This is a genomic window from Priestia sp. YIM B13489, assembly GCF_042787645.1.
GTDB lineage: Bacteria > Bacillota > Bacilli > Bacillales > Bacillaceae_H > Priestia > Priestia megaterium.
Genome location: NZ_JBHZOQ010000053.1, coordinates 4,411,493 through 4,426,474 on the forward strand (window position 1 = coordinate 4,411,493; position 14,982 = coordinate 4,426,474).

General features: G+C 38.1%; 17 protein-coding genes. 4 read left to right on the forward strand and 13 right to left on the reverse strand.

Annotation, left to right across the window (positions count from 1 at the left end; all coding sequences use genetic code 11):
- Positions 1-6: 6 nt before the first annotated feature.
- The 8 genes from rbsD to ACFX4W_RS28590 all read right to left on the reverse strand — a co-directional run bounded on the left by rbsD (position 7) and on the right by ACFX4W_RS28590 (position 6,247).
- Positions 7-396, reverse strand: a complete 390-nt coding sequence (gene rbsD / locus ACFX4W_RS28555; RefSeq protein ID WP_013055631.1) for a D-ribose pyranase — start codon at positions 394-396, stop codon at positions 7-9.
- Positions 397-1,275: a ribokinase gene (rbsK, locus tag ACFX4W_RS28560; RefSeq protein ID WP_043980153.1), complete on the reverse strand. Its 879-nt coding sequence runs from the start codon at positions 1,273-1,275 to the stop codon at positions 397-399.
- Entirely contained in the window at positions 1,268-2,257 is a 990-nt protein-coding gene (locus ACFX4W_RS28565) for a LacI family DNA-binding transcriptional regulator (protein WP_043980156.1), read from the reverse strand. Before ACFX4W_RS28565 ends, rbsK begins: the two co-directional genes overlap by 8 nt.
- Positions 2,258-2,372: 115 nt before the next feature.
- A complete protein-coding gene (locus ACFX4W_RS28570) occupies positions 2,373-2,798 on the reverse strand; it encodes a MarR family winged helix-turn-helix transcriptional regulator (protein WP_025749713.1) in 426 nt (141 codons plus the stop codon).
- A gap of 162 nt (positions 2,799-2,960) precedes the next feature.
- Positions 2,961-3,383: a hypothetical protein gene (locus ACFX4W_RS28575; RefSeq protein ID WP_043980157.1), complete on the reverse strand. Its 423-nt coding sequence runs from the start codon at positions 3,381-3,383 to the stop codon at positions 2,961-2,963.
- An 8-nt stretch (positions 3,384-3,391) separates the two neighbouring features.
- Positions 3,392-3,922, reverse strand: a complete 531-nt coding sequence (locus ACFX4W_RS28580) for an NAD(P)H-dependent oxidoreductase (protein ID WP_014461382.1) — start codon at positions 3,920-3,922, stop codon at positions 3,392-3,394.
- Positions 3,923-3,940: 18 nt separating this feature from the next.
- The gene (locus ACFX4W_RS28585; protein ID WP_013081936.1) at positions 3,941-5,566 is read right to left on the reverse strand and encodes a DHA2 family efflux MFS transporter permease subunit; all 1,626 of its coding nucleotides are present in this window, start codon (positions 5,564-5,566) and stop codon (positions 3,941-3,943) included.
- A gap of 42 nt (positions 5,567-5,608) precedes the next feature.
- Entirely contained in the window at positions 5,609-6,247 is a 639-nt protein-coding gene (locus ACFX4W_RS28590; RefSeq protein WP_013055624.1) for a biotin/lipoyl-containing protein, read from the reverse strand.
- A gap of 352 nt (positions 6,248-6,599) precedes the next feature.
- Between ACFX4W_RS28590 and ACFX4W_RS28595 the strand changes: the two genes are divergently transcribed.
- The gene (locus ACFX4W_RS28595) at positions 6,600-7,055 is read left to right on the forward strand and encodes a MarR family winged helix-turn-helix transcriptional regulator (protein WP_043980161.1); all 456 of its coding nucleotides are present in this window, start codon (positions 6,600-6,602) and stop codon (positions 7,053-7,055) included.
- Between the two features lie 93 nt (positions 7,056-7,148).
- Here ACFX4W_RS28595 and ACFX4W_RS28600 read toward each other — a convergent pair whose 3' ends face one another.
- The 4 genes from ACFX4W_RS28600 to ACFX4W_RS28615 all read right to left on the reverse strand — a co-directional run bounded on the left by ACFX4W_RS28600 (position 7,149) and on the right by ACFX4W_RS28615 (position 10,172).
- Positions 7,149-7,910 (reverse strand): SDR family oxidoreductase, encoded by a 762-nt coding sequence (locus tag ACFX4W_RS28600; protein WP_028407631.1) that lies wholly within the window; start codon positions 7,908-7,910, stop codon positions 7,149-7,151.
- Between the two features lie 121 nt (positions 7,911-8,031).
- Entirely contained in the window at positions 8,032-8,859 is an 828-nt protein-coding gene (locus ACFX4W_RS28605; RefSeq protein WP_043980163.1) for an aldo/keto reductase, read from the reverse strand.
- Positions 8,860-8,891: 32 nt separating this feature from the next.
- On the reverse strand, positions 8,892-9,647 hold the full coding sequence (locus tag ACFX4W_RS28610; protein ID WP_043980166.1) for an IclR family transcriptional regulator: 756 nt from the start codon (positions 9,645-9,647) through the stop codon (positions 8,892-8,894).
- 216 nt (positions 9,648-9,863) lie between these two features.
- Positions 9,864-10,172, reverse strand: a complete 309-nt coding sequence (locus tag ACFX4W_RS28615) for a hypothetical protein (RefSeq protein ID WP_013055618.1) — start codon at positions 10,170-10,172, stop codon at positions 9,864-9,866.
- A 497-nt stretch (positions 10,173-10,669) separates the two neighbouring features.
- Here ACFX4W_RS28615 and ACFX4W_RS28620 point away from each other — a divergent pair, with 497 nt between their 5' ends.
- Complete coding sequence (locus ACFX4W_RS28620; RefSeq protein WP_034275644.1) at positions 10,670-11,005, forward strand: DUF485 domain-containing protein; 336 nt, start codon at positions 10,670-10,672, stop codon at positions 11,003-11,005.
- Positions 11,006-11,021: 16 nt separating this feature from the next.
- Positions 11,022-12,572, forward strand: coding sequence for a solute symporter family protein (locus ACFX4W_RS28625; protein WP_043980169.1), 1,551 nt, complete (start codon positions 11,022-11,024; stop codon positions 12,570-12,572).
- A 40-nt stretch (positions 12,573-12,612) separates the two neighbouring features.
- Here the strand turns inward: ACFX4W_RS28625 and ACFX4W_RS28630 are convergent, their stop codons facing one another.
- On the reverse strand, positions 12,613-13,098 hold the full coding sequence (locus ACFX4W_RS28630) for a DUF6985 domain-containing protein (protein WP_013055615.1): 486 nt from the start codon (positions 13,096-13,098) through the stop codon (positions 12,613-12,615).
- A gap of 126 nt (positions 13,099-13,224) precedes the next feature.
- On the opposite strand from ACFX4W_RS28630, the gene ACFX4W_RS28635 reads away from it, so the two are divergent.
- Positions 13,225-14,967 carry an ABC transporter ATP-binding protein gene (locus tag ACFX4W_RS28635; protein ID WP_043980171.1) on the forward strand — a complete coding sequence of 581 codons (1,743 nt, stop codon included), beginning with the start codon at positions 13,225-13,227 and terminating at the stop codon, positions 14,965-14,967.
- The last annotated feature ends 15 nt before the right edge of the window (positions 14,968-14,982 follow it).

The following is a 14,982-nucleotide window of genomic DNA, read 5'->3' on the forward strand; positions in this document are numbered from 1 at the left end:
CCTCTTTTAAAAAATAACTCCCGCTTGTAAAATGCAATTTGCATAAGGAGTTGCTTCTCCTGTACGAATCACAACTTTCGCTTTGCTTGTCAGCATTTTTAATTGTTCATGCGATACTTCTTCTACTAAGATGTTTTGCTTCTCCATCAACTCGTAAGCCTTTTGATTTCTTTCTTTCATTTCAGAAGCAATCACTATTTTTTCTGTAGCCATATCTTCTAACACAGCTACTACTACATCTTCAAAGCTAGGCACCCCTAGCTTTAAAGATAAATCAATTTTAGGCACGTCACTCGGAACAGGTAACCCTGCATCTGCAATGACAATAGTGTCTGTATGACCTAGATCTGTTAGTATTTTCGTAATATGACTGTTAATCATTCCGTGACGTTTCATTTACAGACTCTCCTCCACTTCTTTGCGAGTCGGCATACCGCCTTGCGCACCAAATTTAGTGACGGATAGCGAAGCTGCCCGATTAGCAAACTGAATTCCTTTTTCAAAACCCATTCCTTCGGCAAGTGCCACAGCAAGCGCTGCGTTAAATGTATCTCCTGCTCCTGTTGTATCAATCGTTTCTACTTGATAAGAAGGAACCAATACTTCTTTCTTGCCGTTAAAATAGCGCACACCTTGTTTTCCTTCTGTAATAAACAATTTATTTGGATACTGTTTTAATACTTCTTCTTTTTCTTTTCCTTCAAATAAAAGCTCTGCTTCATGTTCATTTGGAGTGATGTAAGAAACTTGTTCAATCACTTCTGCTTTTAATGGTCTTGCAGGCGCCGGATTTAACAAAAGCGGTACTTTAAGTTCCTGACAAAGCTCAGCAACATATTCAACCGTTTCTTCTGGAATCTCTTGCTGAATAAGTACGATATCCGCTTCTTTAATTTTTTCTTTTGCTTTTTCCACGTAGTCTGGAGTAATATAATCGTTTGCTCCTTTGACAACTACAATGCTGTTATCTCCTTCAGCGAGTATAATGTGCGCTGTTCCGCTATCTGAATCTGTAACCGGTTTCACATTTTTCACGGATACACCGTTTGATTTGAAATTCTCCAGAATTGCTTTTCCGTAATGATCTTCGCCCACACACCCAATCATACTCACATCAGCTCCAAGACGGGCTGCTGCAACAGCTTGGTTCGCTCCTTTTCCTCCGGGAACAGTTTTGAATGATTCTCCTAACACTGTTTCTCCAGCTCCAGGACGAATATTTGATGTTACTACTAAATCCATTGATGAACTTCCAATCACAGTTACTTTAGCCATGTTCCTCAACCTTTCGTGTCGTATTTCGTTCAATAAACGTAACGGGTAGTTGTACTTGCTTTTGAATTAAAGGTTCTTTCTTAATGCATTTTATTAACAGACCTGCTGCTTGCTTGCCCATTTCATAAGCAGGCTGACGAATTGTAGACAGCGCTGGAAACGAAAAGCGGCTTTGCGGAATATCATCAAAACCAATTACTTGTAGATCATCAGGCACGCTTTTTTCTAATCGAAACGCCTCGTGTAAAACGGCTGTGGCTACAATGTCATTACTTGCAATAATCCCGTCCGTTTCAGGGTACTTTTGAAAGATTTCCTTTGCCCATTTCTGCGCATCGTCAAACGCTAGAGAATTTGTATTTAATACGTAAAAGTCTACATCAGACTGACTCAAAACAGACAGAGAGCCTTGAAAGCGTTCCTGGGCAGGCTTTACATTTACTGGACCTTTGATAAGTGTAATTCTTTTACTTCCTCTTTTGATTATTTCTTCTGCAGCAAGTTTTCCACCCTCAAAACCATCAGCATAAACGGATGGATACTGTTCAGAACTTCTATCTAAAAACACGACGGGAAATGTAAGACCTTCATATAGTTTCTGAGCTAGACTTGTTGTTGCCGTGATCATCCCTACTACATGGTTTTGCGTAAACGTTTGGAGATAGGTTAATTCTTTCTCTAACTGCTCATCACTATTGCCAAGAATTAAACGAAATCCATGGCTATGTACTTCATCTTCTATTCCTCGTGCAAGCTGAGGGAAAAAAGGGTTTGTAATGTCTGGAAGCAAGAGACCAATCAAACGAGATTCACGTGTATAAAGCGAACGGGCTACCTCGTTAGGGCTGTAGTTTAATTTTTGAATTGTATTCATTACTCGCACACGCGTGTCTTCTTTTACATATCCTGTACTGTTTAAAACGCGCGAAACGGTCGCAACGGACACGCCTGCTTCTTTTGCTACATCACGAATTGTGACCACTTTATTTCCCTCCCTCCATATATGTAACCGTTTACACAAATCATAACATGGAAAAGTGAAGTTGACAATCTTTTTATTAAAAAAATCACTTCATTAAGAAGTGATTTTTCTTTCATTAGATATTAGCGTCTAGTTTCTTAAATAATTTCAAAAATTGCTCTTGATCTTTCGGTTCATAGCAAGAAAAGAAATGAGCAATCATCTTTTGCACAATTTCATTTGCTTCTTCAATCACTTGTTCACCTTTAGCTGTTAACTCAATGTTTACTTTACGGCGATCCTCTTTAGAGTGATAGCGTGAAACTAACTCTAAGTCTATTAAACGATTAATAACAGGAGTAATTGCACTAGGCTTGACGCGCATCTCTTCTGCCAGCTTGGTTACTCCAATGTGATTGCACTTACCGATAATTAATAAGATATGATATTGAAAAGGTGTAATCCCTTGTGAAAGTAACCTTTCTTTTATCTCTGTCATTACCTTTTTGTTAAGGGATATCGAAATTCTCTGGACCTCTTCAATAAATGTGAGCTGTTCCATGTTTTGACGTCCCCTTTCTTATAATCAGGGAGTCGATGTTAACATGCCAGCCCCCTGCTGCACTCCAAGCGAAACCGAACCTGGGGAGAGCGGCTGGTTTCGCAGAATGCTTATAACCTATTTTCTATCTATTTTATTCCGTACTATTATAATAGAAGAAACTCATTCACTATCGTTTTTCTTAAACGATCTTAAAGCCTTACGAAAAGCGTCATCATTCATAACGTCACGTTCTTCTTTTGTAAAAACGGTGTCGTCTTTTTCGCCTTCTCTAAACTTTTGCAGCACTTGACGATACATATCATCGTTCATGACATCTTTTTCTTTCTTATGTCTAGATGTTCTCGTTTCCGTCTTAGCCTGCGGCTCTTTTGGCTCTTCTTTTGGTGTTTCTTTTGGTGCTGCAGGTTTTTTTTCTGCCACTTTTTTCTCTTCTGCTTTTGGCTCTTTAGGAGCATTTGAAGCATCCGCTTCTTTTTTAGGTGGAACTGGACGCTGGCGCTTAGAAGATGATGCTTTAGCATTCATTGTAATAATTAGTACAACCAGAATCACAGCTACAACGATCAGTAAAATACCTAACATACTGTCACCTACTGTCCTTGTGTCATTCGTTTAGTCACTTGAACAACACGTTCTCCTAACGCTTTACCTAGCGCTTGGTCGTTCTCTGTTAATAATTCGTCACCTTCGATTGGACAAGTAATTCCCACACCGTAATAAGTACCGTACAGCGCATTTTCTGGAATGTTACCTGGTAAGCCAGCGATAACCATTCCTTGATGAAGCATAGGTGTAATTAAATTTAAAAGCGTTGCTTCTAAGCCACCGTGCGTTGTAGCTGTTGTACAGAACACCGCACCTACTTTATCAATTAATTTACCTTCTGCCCATAAATAACCTAATTTATCAATCCACGTTTTTAACCCTGAACTGATTGTTCCAAAATGCCCTGGGCAGCCCCAAATAATAGCATCCATTTCAGGCAGTTCACGTACATCTGCTTCTTCTACATGCTTTACATATACAGTTGCTTCTCCAGACAGCTCAGCGCCAGAAGCAATCGCTTTGGCTAATGCCTCTGTATGTCCGCCTTCACTATCATATACGATACAAATTTTCATCCTTTATCCCTCCGTTGCTTATGAGTTCATATCTTTTGGTGCCGGTAACATACGAATATCGTCTGTTGTTTCTTTTTCTGTCTCTTCTACTTCTACTACTGCATCTTTACGAACATCACGTAGGAAGAAACTTAAAATCAATCCAATAATGGCAATAATAACTGTCCAATAAAACGCGTCGTTAATTCCTTGTACAGTTGCTTGCGCTTGAACTTTTCCAGCTAATGTTGTTAAAGCTTGTTTTTGCGCCTCTGTTTGAGAAAGGTGAAGCGTTTGAGCAATCTTTTGCACAAATGCCTGGAAGTTATTCATAAAGAATGGATCGGATGTAGTCATGGAACTGCTCATTTCATTCACATGATATGTTGTGCGATTTGTAAAGATTGTAGTCATTAAACTGATACCGATTGAACCACTCACCTGACGAAGCGTGTTCGCCATTGATGTACCATGGCTGCTTAATTTTGCCGGCAGCTGATTTAAACCAGCCGTCATAATTGGCATCATCAATAATGACATACCGAATGCACGGATCATATAAATAATAACAATATGACTAAACGGTGTTTCAAGCGTTAATTTTGTAAATTCAAATGTTGTCACAACCGTAATCAACATCCCGACAATCCCTAGTGGACGCGGTCCTAATTTATCAAACAGCGTACCAGAAATTGGTGACATAACTAACATAACAAGTGCACCAGGCAAGATTAATAAACCTGAATCAAATGCTGAATAGCCACGAATGTTTTGCAAGTAAATTGGCAATAAGAACATACCAGCATACATGCTAATTGTGATGGCAATACTAATGATATTAGATAATGAGAAAATACTGTATTTAAATACTCTCACATCAAGTAATGGACTCTTAAGTCGAAGCTGCTGCACGACAAAGATGATTAATAAGACAATACCGCCAATCATCGTTGACAATACAACTGAATCCGTCCAGCCATCGTTTCCAGCTTCACTGAAGCCGTATAGAAGTAAAGCCATACCTGCAAGAGATGTAAACACAGAGATTAGATCTACTTTTACATTTTGAGGTGGTTTAATATCTTTTAATTTAAAAGCTGCAATAATAAGTACGAGCGCACCTAGTGGCACCATTCCCGTAAATAAAATGTGCCAGTCATAGTTTTGAATAACCCATCCTGAAAGCGTCGGTCCAATTGCCGGAGCGAACATCATGGCTAAACCAAAGATACCCATTCCTTTTCCGCGCATATGAGGAGGGAAAATAAATACGATAATGGTCATAACTAGAGGTGCTAGCACTCCGCCTCCGACTGCTTGAACCAGACGTCCGATTAGCATAATCGAGAAAGTCGGCGCAATTCCGCAGATAAGTGCCCCTATTGTAAAGCAGGCCATTGCAAATAAGAATAAGCGACGAACTCCAAAACGTTCAATTAAATAGGCTGATAATGGAATAAGTGCACCATTTACAAGCATATATCCTGTAAGCAACCACTGTGCCGTATTAGCCGTAACGCCAAACTCTGTAATCAGATGCGGGATCGCAACATTTAGCAGCGTTTGGTTTAAAATTGCTAAGAACAATCCAAGCATAAGTACGACTAGCAGCGGAATATGCTTTTTAACTGAGCTTTCCTCTGGTTGTATCGTGTTTGCTGACATCAGTTCCTTCCTCCTTTCTTCTCTTCTTAATCATGTACGTTCTTAGTTTTTAGAGATTTTAACTTCTGCGTTCATACCTGGTAGTACGTTTTCAGAGTAGTTAGAAATAGAGATTTTAACAGGAACTGTTTGTGATACTTTCGTATAGTTGCCGTCTGAATTAGAACTTGGCATTAATGAGAAAATTGAGTTTGTTGCATAACCGATTTCTTCTACTTTTCCATCGATTGTTGTTTTAGTATCTCCGTCAACTGTTACATCAACGTCATCGCCAGCTTCAATATCTTTTAATTTGTCTTCTTTAATGTTTGCAATGATGAATAAGTTATTCATATCTACTTCGCTAGCAATTTGTTGACCAGCTTGAACCATTTGATTTTCTTTTACCTGTGTTTTGATGATTTTACCGTCTTCTGGTACTGTAACTGTTTTTTCTCCATCTTCTGATTGGATTTTAGCTACCTCATCATCTTTTGAAACATCTTTACCTTCTTCAACGTTCCAGCTTGCTACTTTACCTGCCGCTGGCGCTACTACTGTATAAAGGTCGCCGGACACTTTTGCATTGTCTGTGGATACATAATTAGATTTTTGAATATAATAGTATCCCCCACCAATAATTAAAGCTAATACTACAATAATTCCGATAAAGTTCATTAAAATTAAACGCCCTCTTGACATTTATTTTACCTCCTTAATATTTCATTCAGTTAAGTATTACGCTAGATAACTTTATCACAAAGATATTTAGTTGTAAATAACTTTGATTTTAATTTATTTTTAAAACTAAACATTTATGTTTCATAAAGTTTTCCCGACTGAATACTTTACTACATCTTTAACTGAAATACAACTTAAAAGTTTTGGTTTCTTTACAAGTACTTTACTTTACTTTAAAGTTAGATATATAAGCATAGGGTTATACACAAAAACAGCTTCTTTTTTTGGAACAAACTCCCTATATACATAAACCACAATAGGTAACTAGCAGCAATTGTTTAACACCTATAATGATAAAGAAAAGGTGATTATAATGGATCAGCAGTTAATAGATAAACTAGAAAAACTTGACCAAGTTAAAACCTCATTATTTGAACTCAAGCGAAAGCTCTTGGAAGATAAAATCAGTGAGCAGCCCTATAATTTGACCATTACGAAATTTTTAATTCTAAAATTCATTGGAGTCAGCTCTAAACGTATGGTAGCCGAAATTTCTTCAAATCTAAAGCTAACCTCCGGGGCTACTACCATTTTATTAAATCAATTAGAAGCTGATGCACTCATTAAGCGCGTACGTGACCAAAAAGACCGCCGAATTGTATGGATATCCTTAACAGAGGCTGGCGAAACATTAGTGAACTATGTAATTGAGCAGCGGAATTTATTTTGGCAAGACATGCTTTTTGCTCTAACTCCTGAAGAACAGGATGAGTACCTCCGCATGCTTGAAAAAATGGAAAAACGAATTAGACAAACTGTAGATCGTTAATGCTAAAAAGCGTGTGTTCATTTATTTTATGGACACACGCTTTTTATGACCCGCTACTATTGACGAGTTTAGTAAGCTTTTTGTTTGCTGTCTTTAAAATTCAGGATTATTTTTCAAAAATCCACTCCAAGCCTGTGCTGTAGCTTTCTCAATTTCTTCTTTGGAAGCATGAAGCCTCTTAGCGCTGTCTCCATAGCCAATTTCGATTTTACCTTTTTTCAATTCTTCAAATATCGAATCGGCAAAGTCATCAAGCGGTGCTCCAAATGTATGAAGTCCCGGTCCTCCCAAATCCGTGTTCACGGCTGGAGGAAGAATTTCTATCACTTCGGTATTTGTTTCTTCTAATTGATGTCTTAGACTAATCGTAAACGACCTTAATGCCGCTTTTGTTGCGCTGTAGATTGGCACCCATGCTCCAGGTGTTAAAGACAGCCCGGAAGTAACGTTAATAACCGCAGCACCTTCTTGCTGAACGAAATGAGGAATCAATAACGACGTTAAATGAATAGGAGCACTTACATTACTCATTAGTTCTTTTTCGTAATACTGCCACTCTTTGTGCATGTGTAAAAGATTTACGCGCTGCTGAATGCCTGCATTATTCACAATAACATTTAATTTCGGGAATCTTTCAGTCGCCCATTTTACTAGCTCTACTCTGCTTTCTTCTATTGATACATCGCACACTTTTGTATGTAATGAAGGGAATTTTTCTTTTGCTTCTTGCAGCTTTGACTCCCTTCTTCCACAAATAATAACTTCATTTCCTTCATTTAAAAACCGTTCTGCAAGCGACAACCCAATTCCTGATGCTCCGCCCGTAATTAAAATAGTGTTTTCTGACATCTTCATTACTTTTCCTCCTCGTTCAACCATCGCATTTACTCTTTAATAAACAAAGCGCTACTGCATGAATGACAATAGCGCTTTGTTTATTATTTATCTTACAAGACGTTTTAGTCTTGCTTTAAAATTAAAAGTCAAAGTTATCCGGATCAGGACCTACGCGATGATTTTGATTTAATGCGTTAATTTTTTCAACTTGATCTGCATTTAATTCAAAATCAAATACGTCTGCATTTTGGATAATACGATGTTCTTTTGTTGACTTAGGAATAGTTACTACTTCGTTTTGCAAGTCCCAACGTAAGATAACTTGAGCAGTTGATTTTCCGTGCTTTTCAGCAATTTGAGTTAACACTTCGTTATCAAGCAGCTCACCTTGTGCAAGCGGTGACCATGCTTCCACTTGGATTCCTTGTTTTTTGCAGTATTCACGCACTTCTGTTTGTGTTAAAAGTGGATGAAATTCGATTTGGTTTACCATCGGCTTGACTTCTGCATCTGCAATCAAGTCTTCTAAATGATGTACTTGGAAATTCGATACGCCGATTGCACGAATTTTCCCGTCTTTATAAAGCTTTTCAAGTGCTTTCCACGTATCTTTATACTTACCTTCAACTGGCCAGTGAATTAAGTATAAATCTAAATATTCAAGCCCTAGCTTGTTTAAGCTTGTTTCAAATGCTTGAATAGTTGTGTCATATCCTTGATCTGCATTCCACACTTTTGATGTAACAAACAGTTCTTCGCGAGAAACACCTGATTCTTTGATCGCTTGTCCCACGCCTTCTTCATTTTCATAAATTTTAGCCGTATCAATGCTTTTATATCCAGCTTTGATTGCATATTTAACTGAATCTACAACTTGTTGACCATCTTCTACTTTATAAACACCTAAACCTAACCAAGGCATTTTAACGCCGTTTGCTAAGGTCGTAGTTGACTGTAAGTTTTCCATGTTGCTGTTCATCCCCTTTTTTTACTATTGAATTATTCGTAAAGAGTAATTGCTTGTGAAATTTGTTCTGCGCACTGTTTAACAAGTGCAGCATGTTCTTCGTCTTTCTCTTGTGAAATACGAAAGGATGGACCTGATAAAGCAATAGCCGCCATTATTTTTCCTTTTCTGAAAATAGGGGCTGCAATACAGCGAACGCCCGGCTCCCGTTCTTCATCGTCGACAGCATATCCTCTTTCCTTACTTAAAGCTAAATCAGCTTCAAGCTTGTCCAGCTCGGTGATCGTTCGATCTGTATAAGCTTCAAGCGAAAGTTCATGAAGAATAGATTTTTGTACGCTGTCCTCTTGATAAGCAAGAATACACTTTCCAATAGCATTTGCATGAAGCGGCTTTTTATTTCCTACTTCAGAATGCGTACGAGTGCTATATTGCCCGTTAACCACCTGAGTTGTAACCATTTGTTTATGATGGAGAATTCCCGCATAAATGGTCTCTTTGGTCTCTTCACTCAGCTTCTGCATAGCAGGAACAGAGAGCCAATTCATTTCATAGTTCGTATGCATCGTATTTTGCACGAGTGCCAGCACCAGTTGCGGTGAAACCGTATAGCGGTTAGACGGGTTTCTTACAATAAATCCGTTTTGCTCAAGCGTGCTCACAAGACGATACATCGTACTCTTATTAAAACCGAGCGCTTCCATCATTTCTGGAATAGTCATATTCGGACGGTTTAAAAGCAAAGAGAAGATATCTAATCCTTTTTTTAAAGTTCCAACCTCGGACATGCCCTTCTTCCTCCTTTTATCCGAACAACAATTTTATTATAAAACAAAGCTCTTTATCGTATCAAATAAGGAAACTACACTAAGTTATTTTCCCTATATAAGAGAATACATAACGTAATTGTTCTTCTTAATCTATTCCACTGTTTTTTCTATTTAAACATAAAAAAAGTCTTAACAATAGAATTTTTTTACATTTTTTGAAATTAGTTTTGCTTTTCACTCGTTAACTTCTTCAAATCGCTTCAGCTGCTCCAGCTGATTTTCCTTTTTCATAATTTCTTTCTGACGCTCACCTAGTAAATCGAAATGAGGATAGCCGGATCGATTATCAATATACTTAGCGGGAATACCGTACTTTTTTCCCCACTTAATCAGCTTATTTAAGTCACTGCAACCTACTTTTGTTACGGTAGTTGCATGTGGAAAACGCTCATCAAGCCAATAATGAGTTAAAAACGCGATCTCTCCTCGCTTAACAGCTGCTTTCCATGCGTTTAGTTCCGGGCGTTTAATTCCAAATGCCATTCTTTCACCTTTTCTCTTTTATATAAGTAGTCACATGATTTGTTTACTATAAAGAAAAAATATCATTCATATAGAAATCTTTCATAATATCTTGTCTATTTATAACCATCTCTAAATAATAGCTTATTTTCTCAACCTGTTTCCTCTCTAAGCATTATTGTGTGCTTATGATTCTATCATCATCTTCTTTTCTTTTTCAAAAGATCAAACAAATAAATAATGTTTAAATAATAAAGAAAAGCCTTATATATATAAGAAACTAAGGATTAATTTCAACATTTCTTTTGCGAATGATTTTTCCTTTGTATTAAATGTTGTTCTTTTTTATTATGTCAGTATGCATTTATTACGAACCTTCAGTATATTAAAAAACCTACACAGTTACCATTCTCACAAAAAGACAGAATTTACTTTTTATTCCGAAAATAATATAATTCAAGTGATATGAAGCTTTTCGCTTCATCTATTTATTATCAAAGGGGGAATTCCGCTTGGCGATGAATGAAAATTCTTTAAAGAAGGTAAACAATGCTTCTTCCTCTCCTGATTACACAGAAATTGTACAGTCTGCTTCATTTCAAAAGCTTTTGAAACAAAAACGCAATTTTATTTTACCGCTCTCTCTGTTTTTTCTTGCTTTTTATTTTACCTTGCCTATCTTAACGGCTTACACAACCGTCCTAAACAAACCAGCTTTTGCTTCTATGACCTGGGCGTGGGTATTTGCTTTTGCACAGTTTGTGATGACCTGGACCCTATGCATTCTATACACAAAAAGAGCCTCGAAATTCGATGAACTTGTTGACACGATTAAAAAAGAAGCTGCAAATTAAATAGGGGGTTAAATCAATGAACGTACTAGCTTTTTCACTTTTTTTAGCCATTGTAGGTCTTACGCTAATCATTACGTATGCGGCATCCAAGCGGACAAAAACGACCAGTGACTTTTATACAGCAGATGGAAGTTTAACCGGCTGGCAAAACGGTATGGCAATTGCCGGAGATTATATGTCTGCTGCATCATTTTTAGGCATAGCTGGAATGGTAGCGCTTTCTGGATTTGACGGTTTTTTTTACAGCATCGGCTTTTTAGTTGCCTACCTGGTTGTGTTATACATTGTAGCTGAACCCCTTCGCAACTTAGGAAAGTACACGATGGCAGATATGATAGCAGCTCGTTTTAACGAAAAGAAAGTGCGGGGAGTTGCTGCGTTAAACACGATCACCATTTCCATTTTTTATATGATTGCGCAGCTTGTTGGAGCAGGAGCATTAATTCATTTATTACTTGGTCTAGATTACGTGTACTCTGTCTTGATTGTCGGCGTCTTGATGACGGTTTACGTTGTATTTGGAGGAATGACAGCGACTAGCTGGGTGCAGATTGTCAAAGCCTTGCTTCTGATGATTGGCACGTTCATTATTTCCATTATCGTATTTTCAAAATTTGATTTTAGCTTAGCTAAAATGTTTTCCGAGATGAAAACTGCAACTCCTCTTGGTGACGGCTTTTTAAATCCAGGAAATAAATTCAAAAATCCGCTGGACATGATTTCGTTGAATTTAGCTCTTGTTCTTGGTACAGCAGGCCTGCCTCATATCCTTATTCGTTTCTTCACAGTAAAAGATGCCATCACCGCAAGAAAGTCTGTTATTTATGCAACGTGGATCATTGGCGTTTTTTACATTATGACAATCTTTTTAGGATTCGGTGCTGCTGCTTTTGTAGGATATGATGATATTATCAAAGCAAATGCAGCAGGAAATATGGCGGCTCCTCTGCTCGCTCAAGTTCTTGGCGGAGACTTTCTTTTTGCGTTCGTTTCAGCTGTAGCATTTGCTACAATTTTAGCTGTTGTAGCTGGACTGGTGCTCTCAGCAGCTTCAGCATTCGCGCACGACTTCTATAGTCATATTCTGCGTAAAGGAGCTGCTACTGAAAAAGAACAGGTAGTGGCTGCACGATGGGCTTCTATTGGGGTATCCATTTTATCTATTATTCTTGCATTATTTGCTCAAAACATGAACGTGGCATTTTTAGTGGCACTTGCGTTTGCGGTAGCAGCGAGCGCTAACTTGCCAATTATTCTTCTCACTATTTTTTGGAAACGTTTCAATACAGTAGGAGCAGTCACTGGCATGCTGGTTGGACTATTCAGCTCCCTGTTTTTAGTTGCCATTAGTCCTAACGTATGGGCACCTGAGCCGGGAGCTGCTATCTTTGTAGGTGAACCGCTCATTACGCTAACAAACCCTGGTATTATCTCTATTCCTCTAGGCTTCTTAGCTGCTTTTATAGGAACACTTCTTTCGTCTAAAAAAGCAGACGAAAAGAAATTTGATGAGATTTTAGTAAAAGCAAATACAGGTATGGGAATCGAAGAGCCCGTCAAGCATTAATGCCAAAAAGCCTTGAAGCAGGTTGCTTCAAGGCTTTTTACTAGAATAAATCTTCTTGTAAACCAATAGCGGAAATTTGTTCATTTCTAAACTTTACAGCTAACATATGCTCTTCTTCCCACGTACATTCAAAAAACAAACCAAGTTCTCTTGTATCATGAGGTGCTTCAGGAACAAAGATTTGAATACACTCAACTAAAAACCCGATGTCTTTTCGCTTTTTTACATTCGGAACTAATAAGTCTACCACGTCTTTTTCAACTTGAGTTCTGTATTCATCTCGCACCTGTTGATAATAATCAAAAAGAGCTTTTTCCGTCCTCTTTAACAATAATTCACCTTGAAGCCAAAATGCTTGAAAGGCCTCTTCTTGTCGTTTTTGAAATGGCTTCTCTTTATCTCCATCAATTGTCAGCAACACCTGTTGTTTTTGTCCAAAGAAAGTGACCTGTTTTTCTCCAACCCAGGCCGAGTCATATAACAAAGATCCAAAAAGCGGATGATGTACTCGTAATGTTTGATTCATTGCATACCTGACCCTCTCAAAAAGTGGATTTCTGCTTGCATTGGCGTATAATAAATGGTGCTTGAAACAAACTTCTAAACTTATTCTATGTTACCATATTTTTTACAGAAAGGAGTGCCACAATGTGTGAATACAATTAAATCTTTGTACCCTTACTTAAAACCTTACAAATGGCTCGCGCTGTTTGCCCCGCTATTGATGGTAATTGAAGTGTTAGCTGATCTTCTTCAGCCTACTATTATGCAGCATATCATTGATTATGGCATTGCAAACAACGATCAAACATATGTTATCACTCGAAGTATCCTTATGCTAATGTTAGCAGTCATTGGCTTAGCTGCCGGTATCGTCTGCGCCATCCTTAGCACAAAAGCGGCAGTAAATTTTTCTACCGATATTCGGAAATCGCTTTTTGAAAAAATTGAAAACCTCTCAAACAGCAACAGAGACAAACTAGGGACTGGTCACTTAATTACCGTCATGACAAATGATGTAACGAGTGTTCAAAACGCATTGAATATGACGCTAAAAGTATTAGTTAGAGGTCCTTTACTTTTTGCAGGAAGTATTGTGATCGTGTTATTAACCGCTCGTTCTTTGTTTCCTATTATCGTCGTGGTCGTCCCTATTTTATTTTTATGCATTTGGTTTGTGATCACGAAAGCTGGAAAACTTTTTAAAAAAGTTCAGCAAAGCGTTGATCGTGTAAATACAAAAGTCCAAGAAAATTTATCAGGGATGCGTGTAGTAAAAGCGTATGTAAGAGAATCGTATGAAATCAATCAGTTTAAAGAAGCAAACAGTTCCTTGACGCGAGCTAATATGAGTGCTGTTCAGCTTATTTCGCTTTTAATGCCCGTTATTTTATTTGTCGTAAATATCGGAATGGTAGCTACTCTATGGCTGGGAGGACTTCAAGTCGAAGCAGGAAAAATTGAAGCAGGTGTGATTTTAGCTTTTATTAATTACTTAACGATTATTTTAAACGGACTTATGTCAAGCAGCATGGTGCTGATACAAATTACACGCGCATTCCCTTCAGCTGAACGAATCGATTCTGTTTTAAAAACAAAAATAGACATCCCTCCAGCAAACTCTGCTGCTCAAATCAACAGACTTAAAGGTGATCTATCGTTTCAAAACGTTACATACAGCTATAGTAAAAATGGCGAAAACGTATTAAAAGATATTTCGTTCACTGCTAGACACGGGGAAACCATTGGCATTATCGGCTCTACTGGAAGCGGGAAGTCGACGCTTGCAAAACTTATTTCCCGCTTATATGATCCTGATGACGGCGAAATCTTCGTAGATGGAAAAAACCTTACGGACTATGACGTAAAAGTGCTTCGCTCATCCATTGGATTTATTCCTCAAAAAGCTACGCTGTTTACCGGCACGATTGATATGAATATTCGAATGGGAAAAGATCAGGCTTCTTCCTCAGAAATTGAAGATGCTGCGGATTTTGCATGCGCAACGGAGTTTATTGAAAAACTTCCAGAAAGATATGAGTATCCTTTAACGCGAGGAGCAACCAATTTATCAGGAGGGCAAAAGCAGCGTCTTTCAATCGCGCGTGCATTTGTTAGAAAGCCCGCTATCCTAGTCATCGATGATGCAACTTCGGCATTAGACGCTGTCTCAGAAGCGCAGGTACTAAAACATTTAAAAGAAGAGTTTGCTGATGCGACCGTTATCATTATTGCTTCTAAAATTTCGTCTCTTCTCCACGCTGATCACATTATCGTCATGGATGAAGGCAAAATTGCTGAACAAGGGACTCATGAAGAATTGCTTCGTTATCGCTCTCTTTATTACGACATTTACCTTGCACAAGGCGGAAAAGAGGTGTTGCCTAGTGAATAACCAAGGTAAAAATCA

Excerpts from the sequence above, each read along its gene's own strand:
- rbsD (WP_013055631.1), bottom strand. The coding sequence starts at position 396 with ATGAAACGTCACGGAATGATTAACAGTCATATTACGAAAATACTAACA.
- rbsK (WP_043980153.1), bottom strand. The coding sequence starts at position 1,275 with ATGGCTAAAGTAACTGTGATTGGAAGTTCATCAATGGATTTAGTAGTA.
- ACFX4W_RS28570 (WP_025749713.1), bottom strand. The coding sequence starts at position 2,798 with ATGGAACAGCTCACATTTATTGAAGAGGTCCAGAGAATTTCGATATCC.
- ACFX4W_RS28575 (WP_043980157.1), bottom strand. The coding sequence starts at position 3,383 with ATGTTAGGTATTTTACTGATCGTTGTAGCTGTGATTCTGGTTGTACTA.
- ACFX4W_RS28580 (WP_014461382.1), bottom strand. The coding sequence starts at position 3,922 with ATGAAAATTTGTATCGTATATGATAGTGAAGGCGGACATACAGAGGCA.
- ACFX4W_RS28585 (WP_013081936.1), bottom strand. The coding sequence starts at position 5,566 with ATGTCAGCAAACACGATACAACCAGAGGAAAGCTCAGTTAAAAAGCAT.
- ACFX4W_RS28590 (WP_013055624.1), bottom strand. The coding sequence starts at position 6,247 with ATGTCAAGAGGGCGTTTAATTTTAATGAACTTTATCGGAATTATTGTA.
- ACFX4W_RS28595 (WP_043980161.1), top strand. The coding sequence starts at position 6,600 with ATGGATCAGCAGTTAATAGATAAACTAGAAAAACTTGACCAAGTTAAA.
- ACFX4W_RS28600 (WP_028407631.1), bottom strand. The coding sequence starts at position 7,910 with ATGAAGATGTCAGAAAACACTATTTTAATTACGGGCGGAGCATCAGGA.
- ACFX4W_RS28605 (WP_043980163.1), bottom strand. The coding sequence starts at position 8,859 with ATGGAAAACTTACAGTCAACTACGACCTTAGCAAACGGCGTTAAAATG.
- ACFX4W_RS28610 (WP_043980166.1), bottom strand. The coding sequence starts at position 9,647 with ATGTCCGAGGTTGGAACTTTAAAAAAAGGATTAGATATCTTCTCTTTG.
- ACFX4W_RS28615 (WP_013055618.1), bottom strand. The coding sequence starts at position 10,172 with ATGGCATTTGGAATTAAACGCCCGGAACTAAACGCATGGAAAGCAGCT.
- ACFX4W_RS28620 (WP_034275644.1), top strand. The coding sequence starts at position 10,670 with ATGAATGAAAATTCTTTAAAGAAGGTAAACAATGCTTCTTCCTCTCCT.
- ACFX4W_RS28625 (WP_043980169.1), top strand. The coding sequence starts at position 11,022 with ATGAACGTACTAGCTTTTTCACTTTTTTTAGCCATTGTAGGTCTTACG.
- ACFX4W_RS28630 (WP_013055615.1), bottom strand. The coding sequence starts at position 13,098 with ATGAATCAAACATTACGAGTACATCATCCGCTTTTTGGATCTTTGTTA.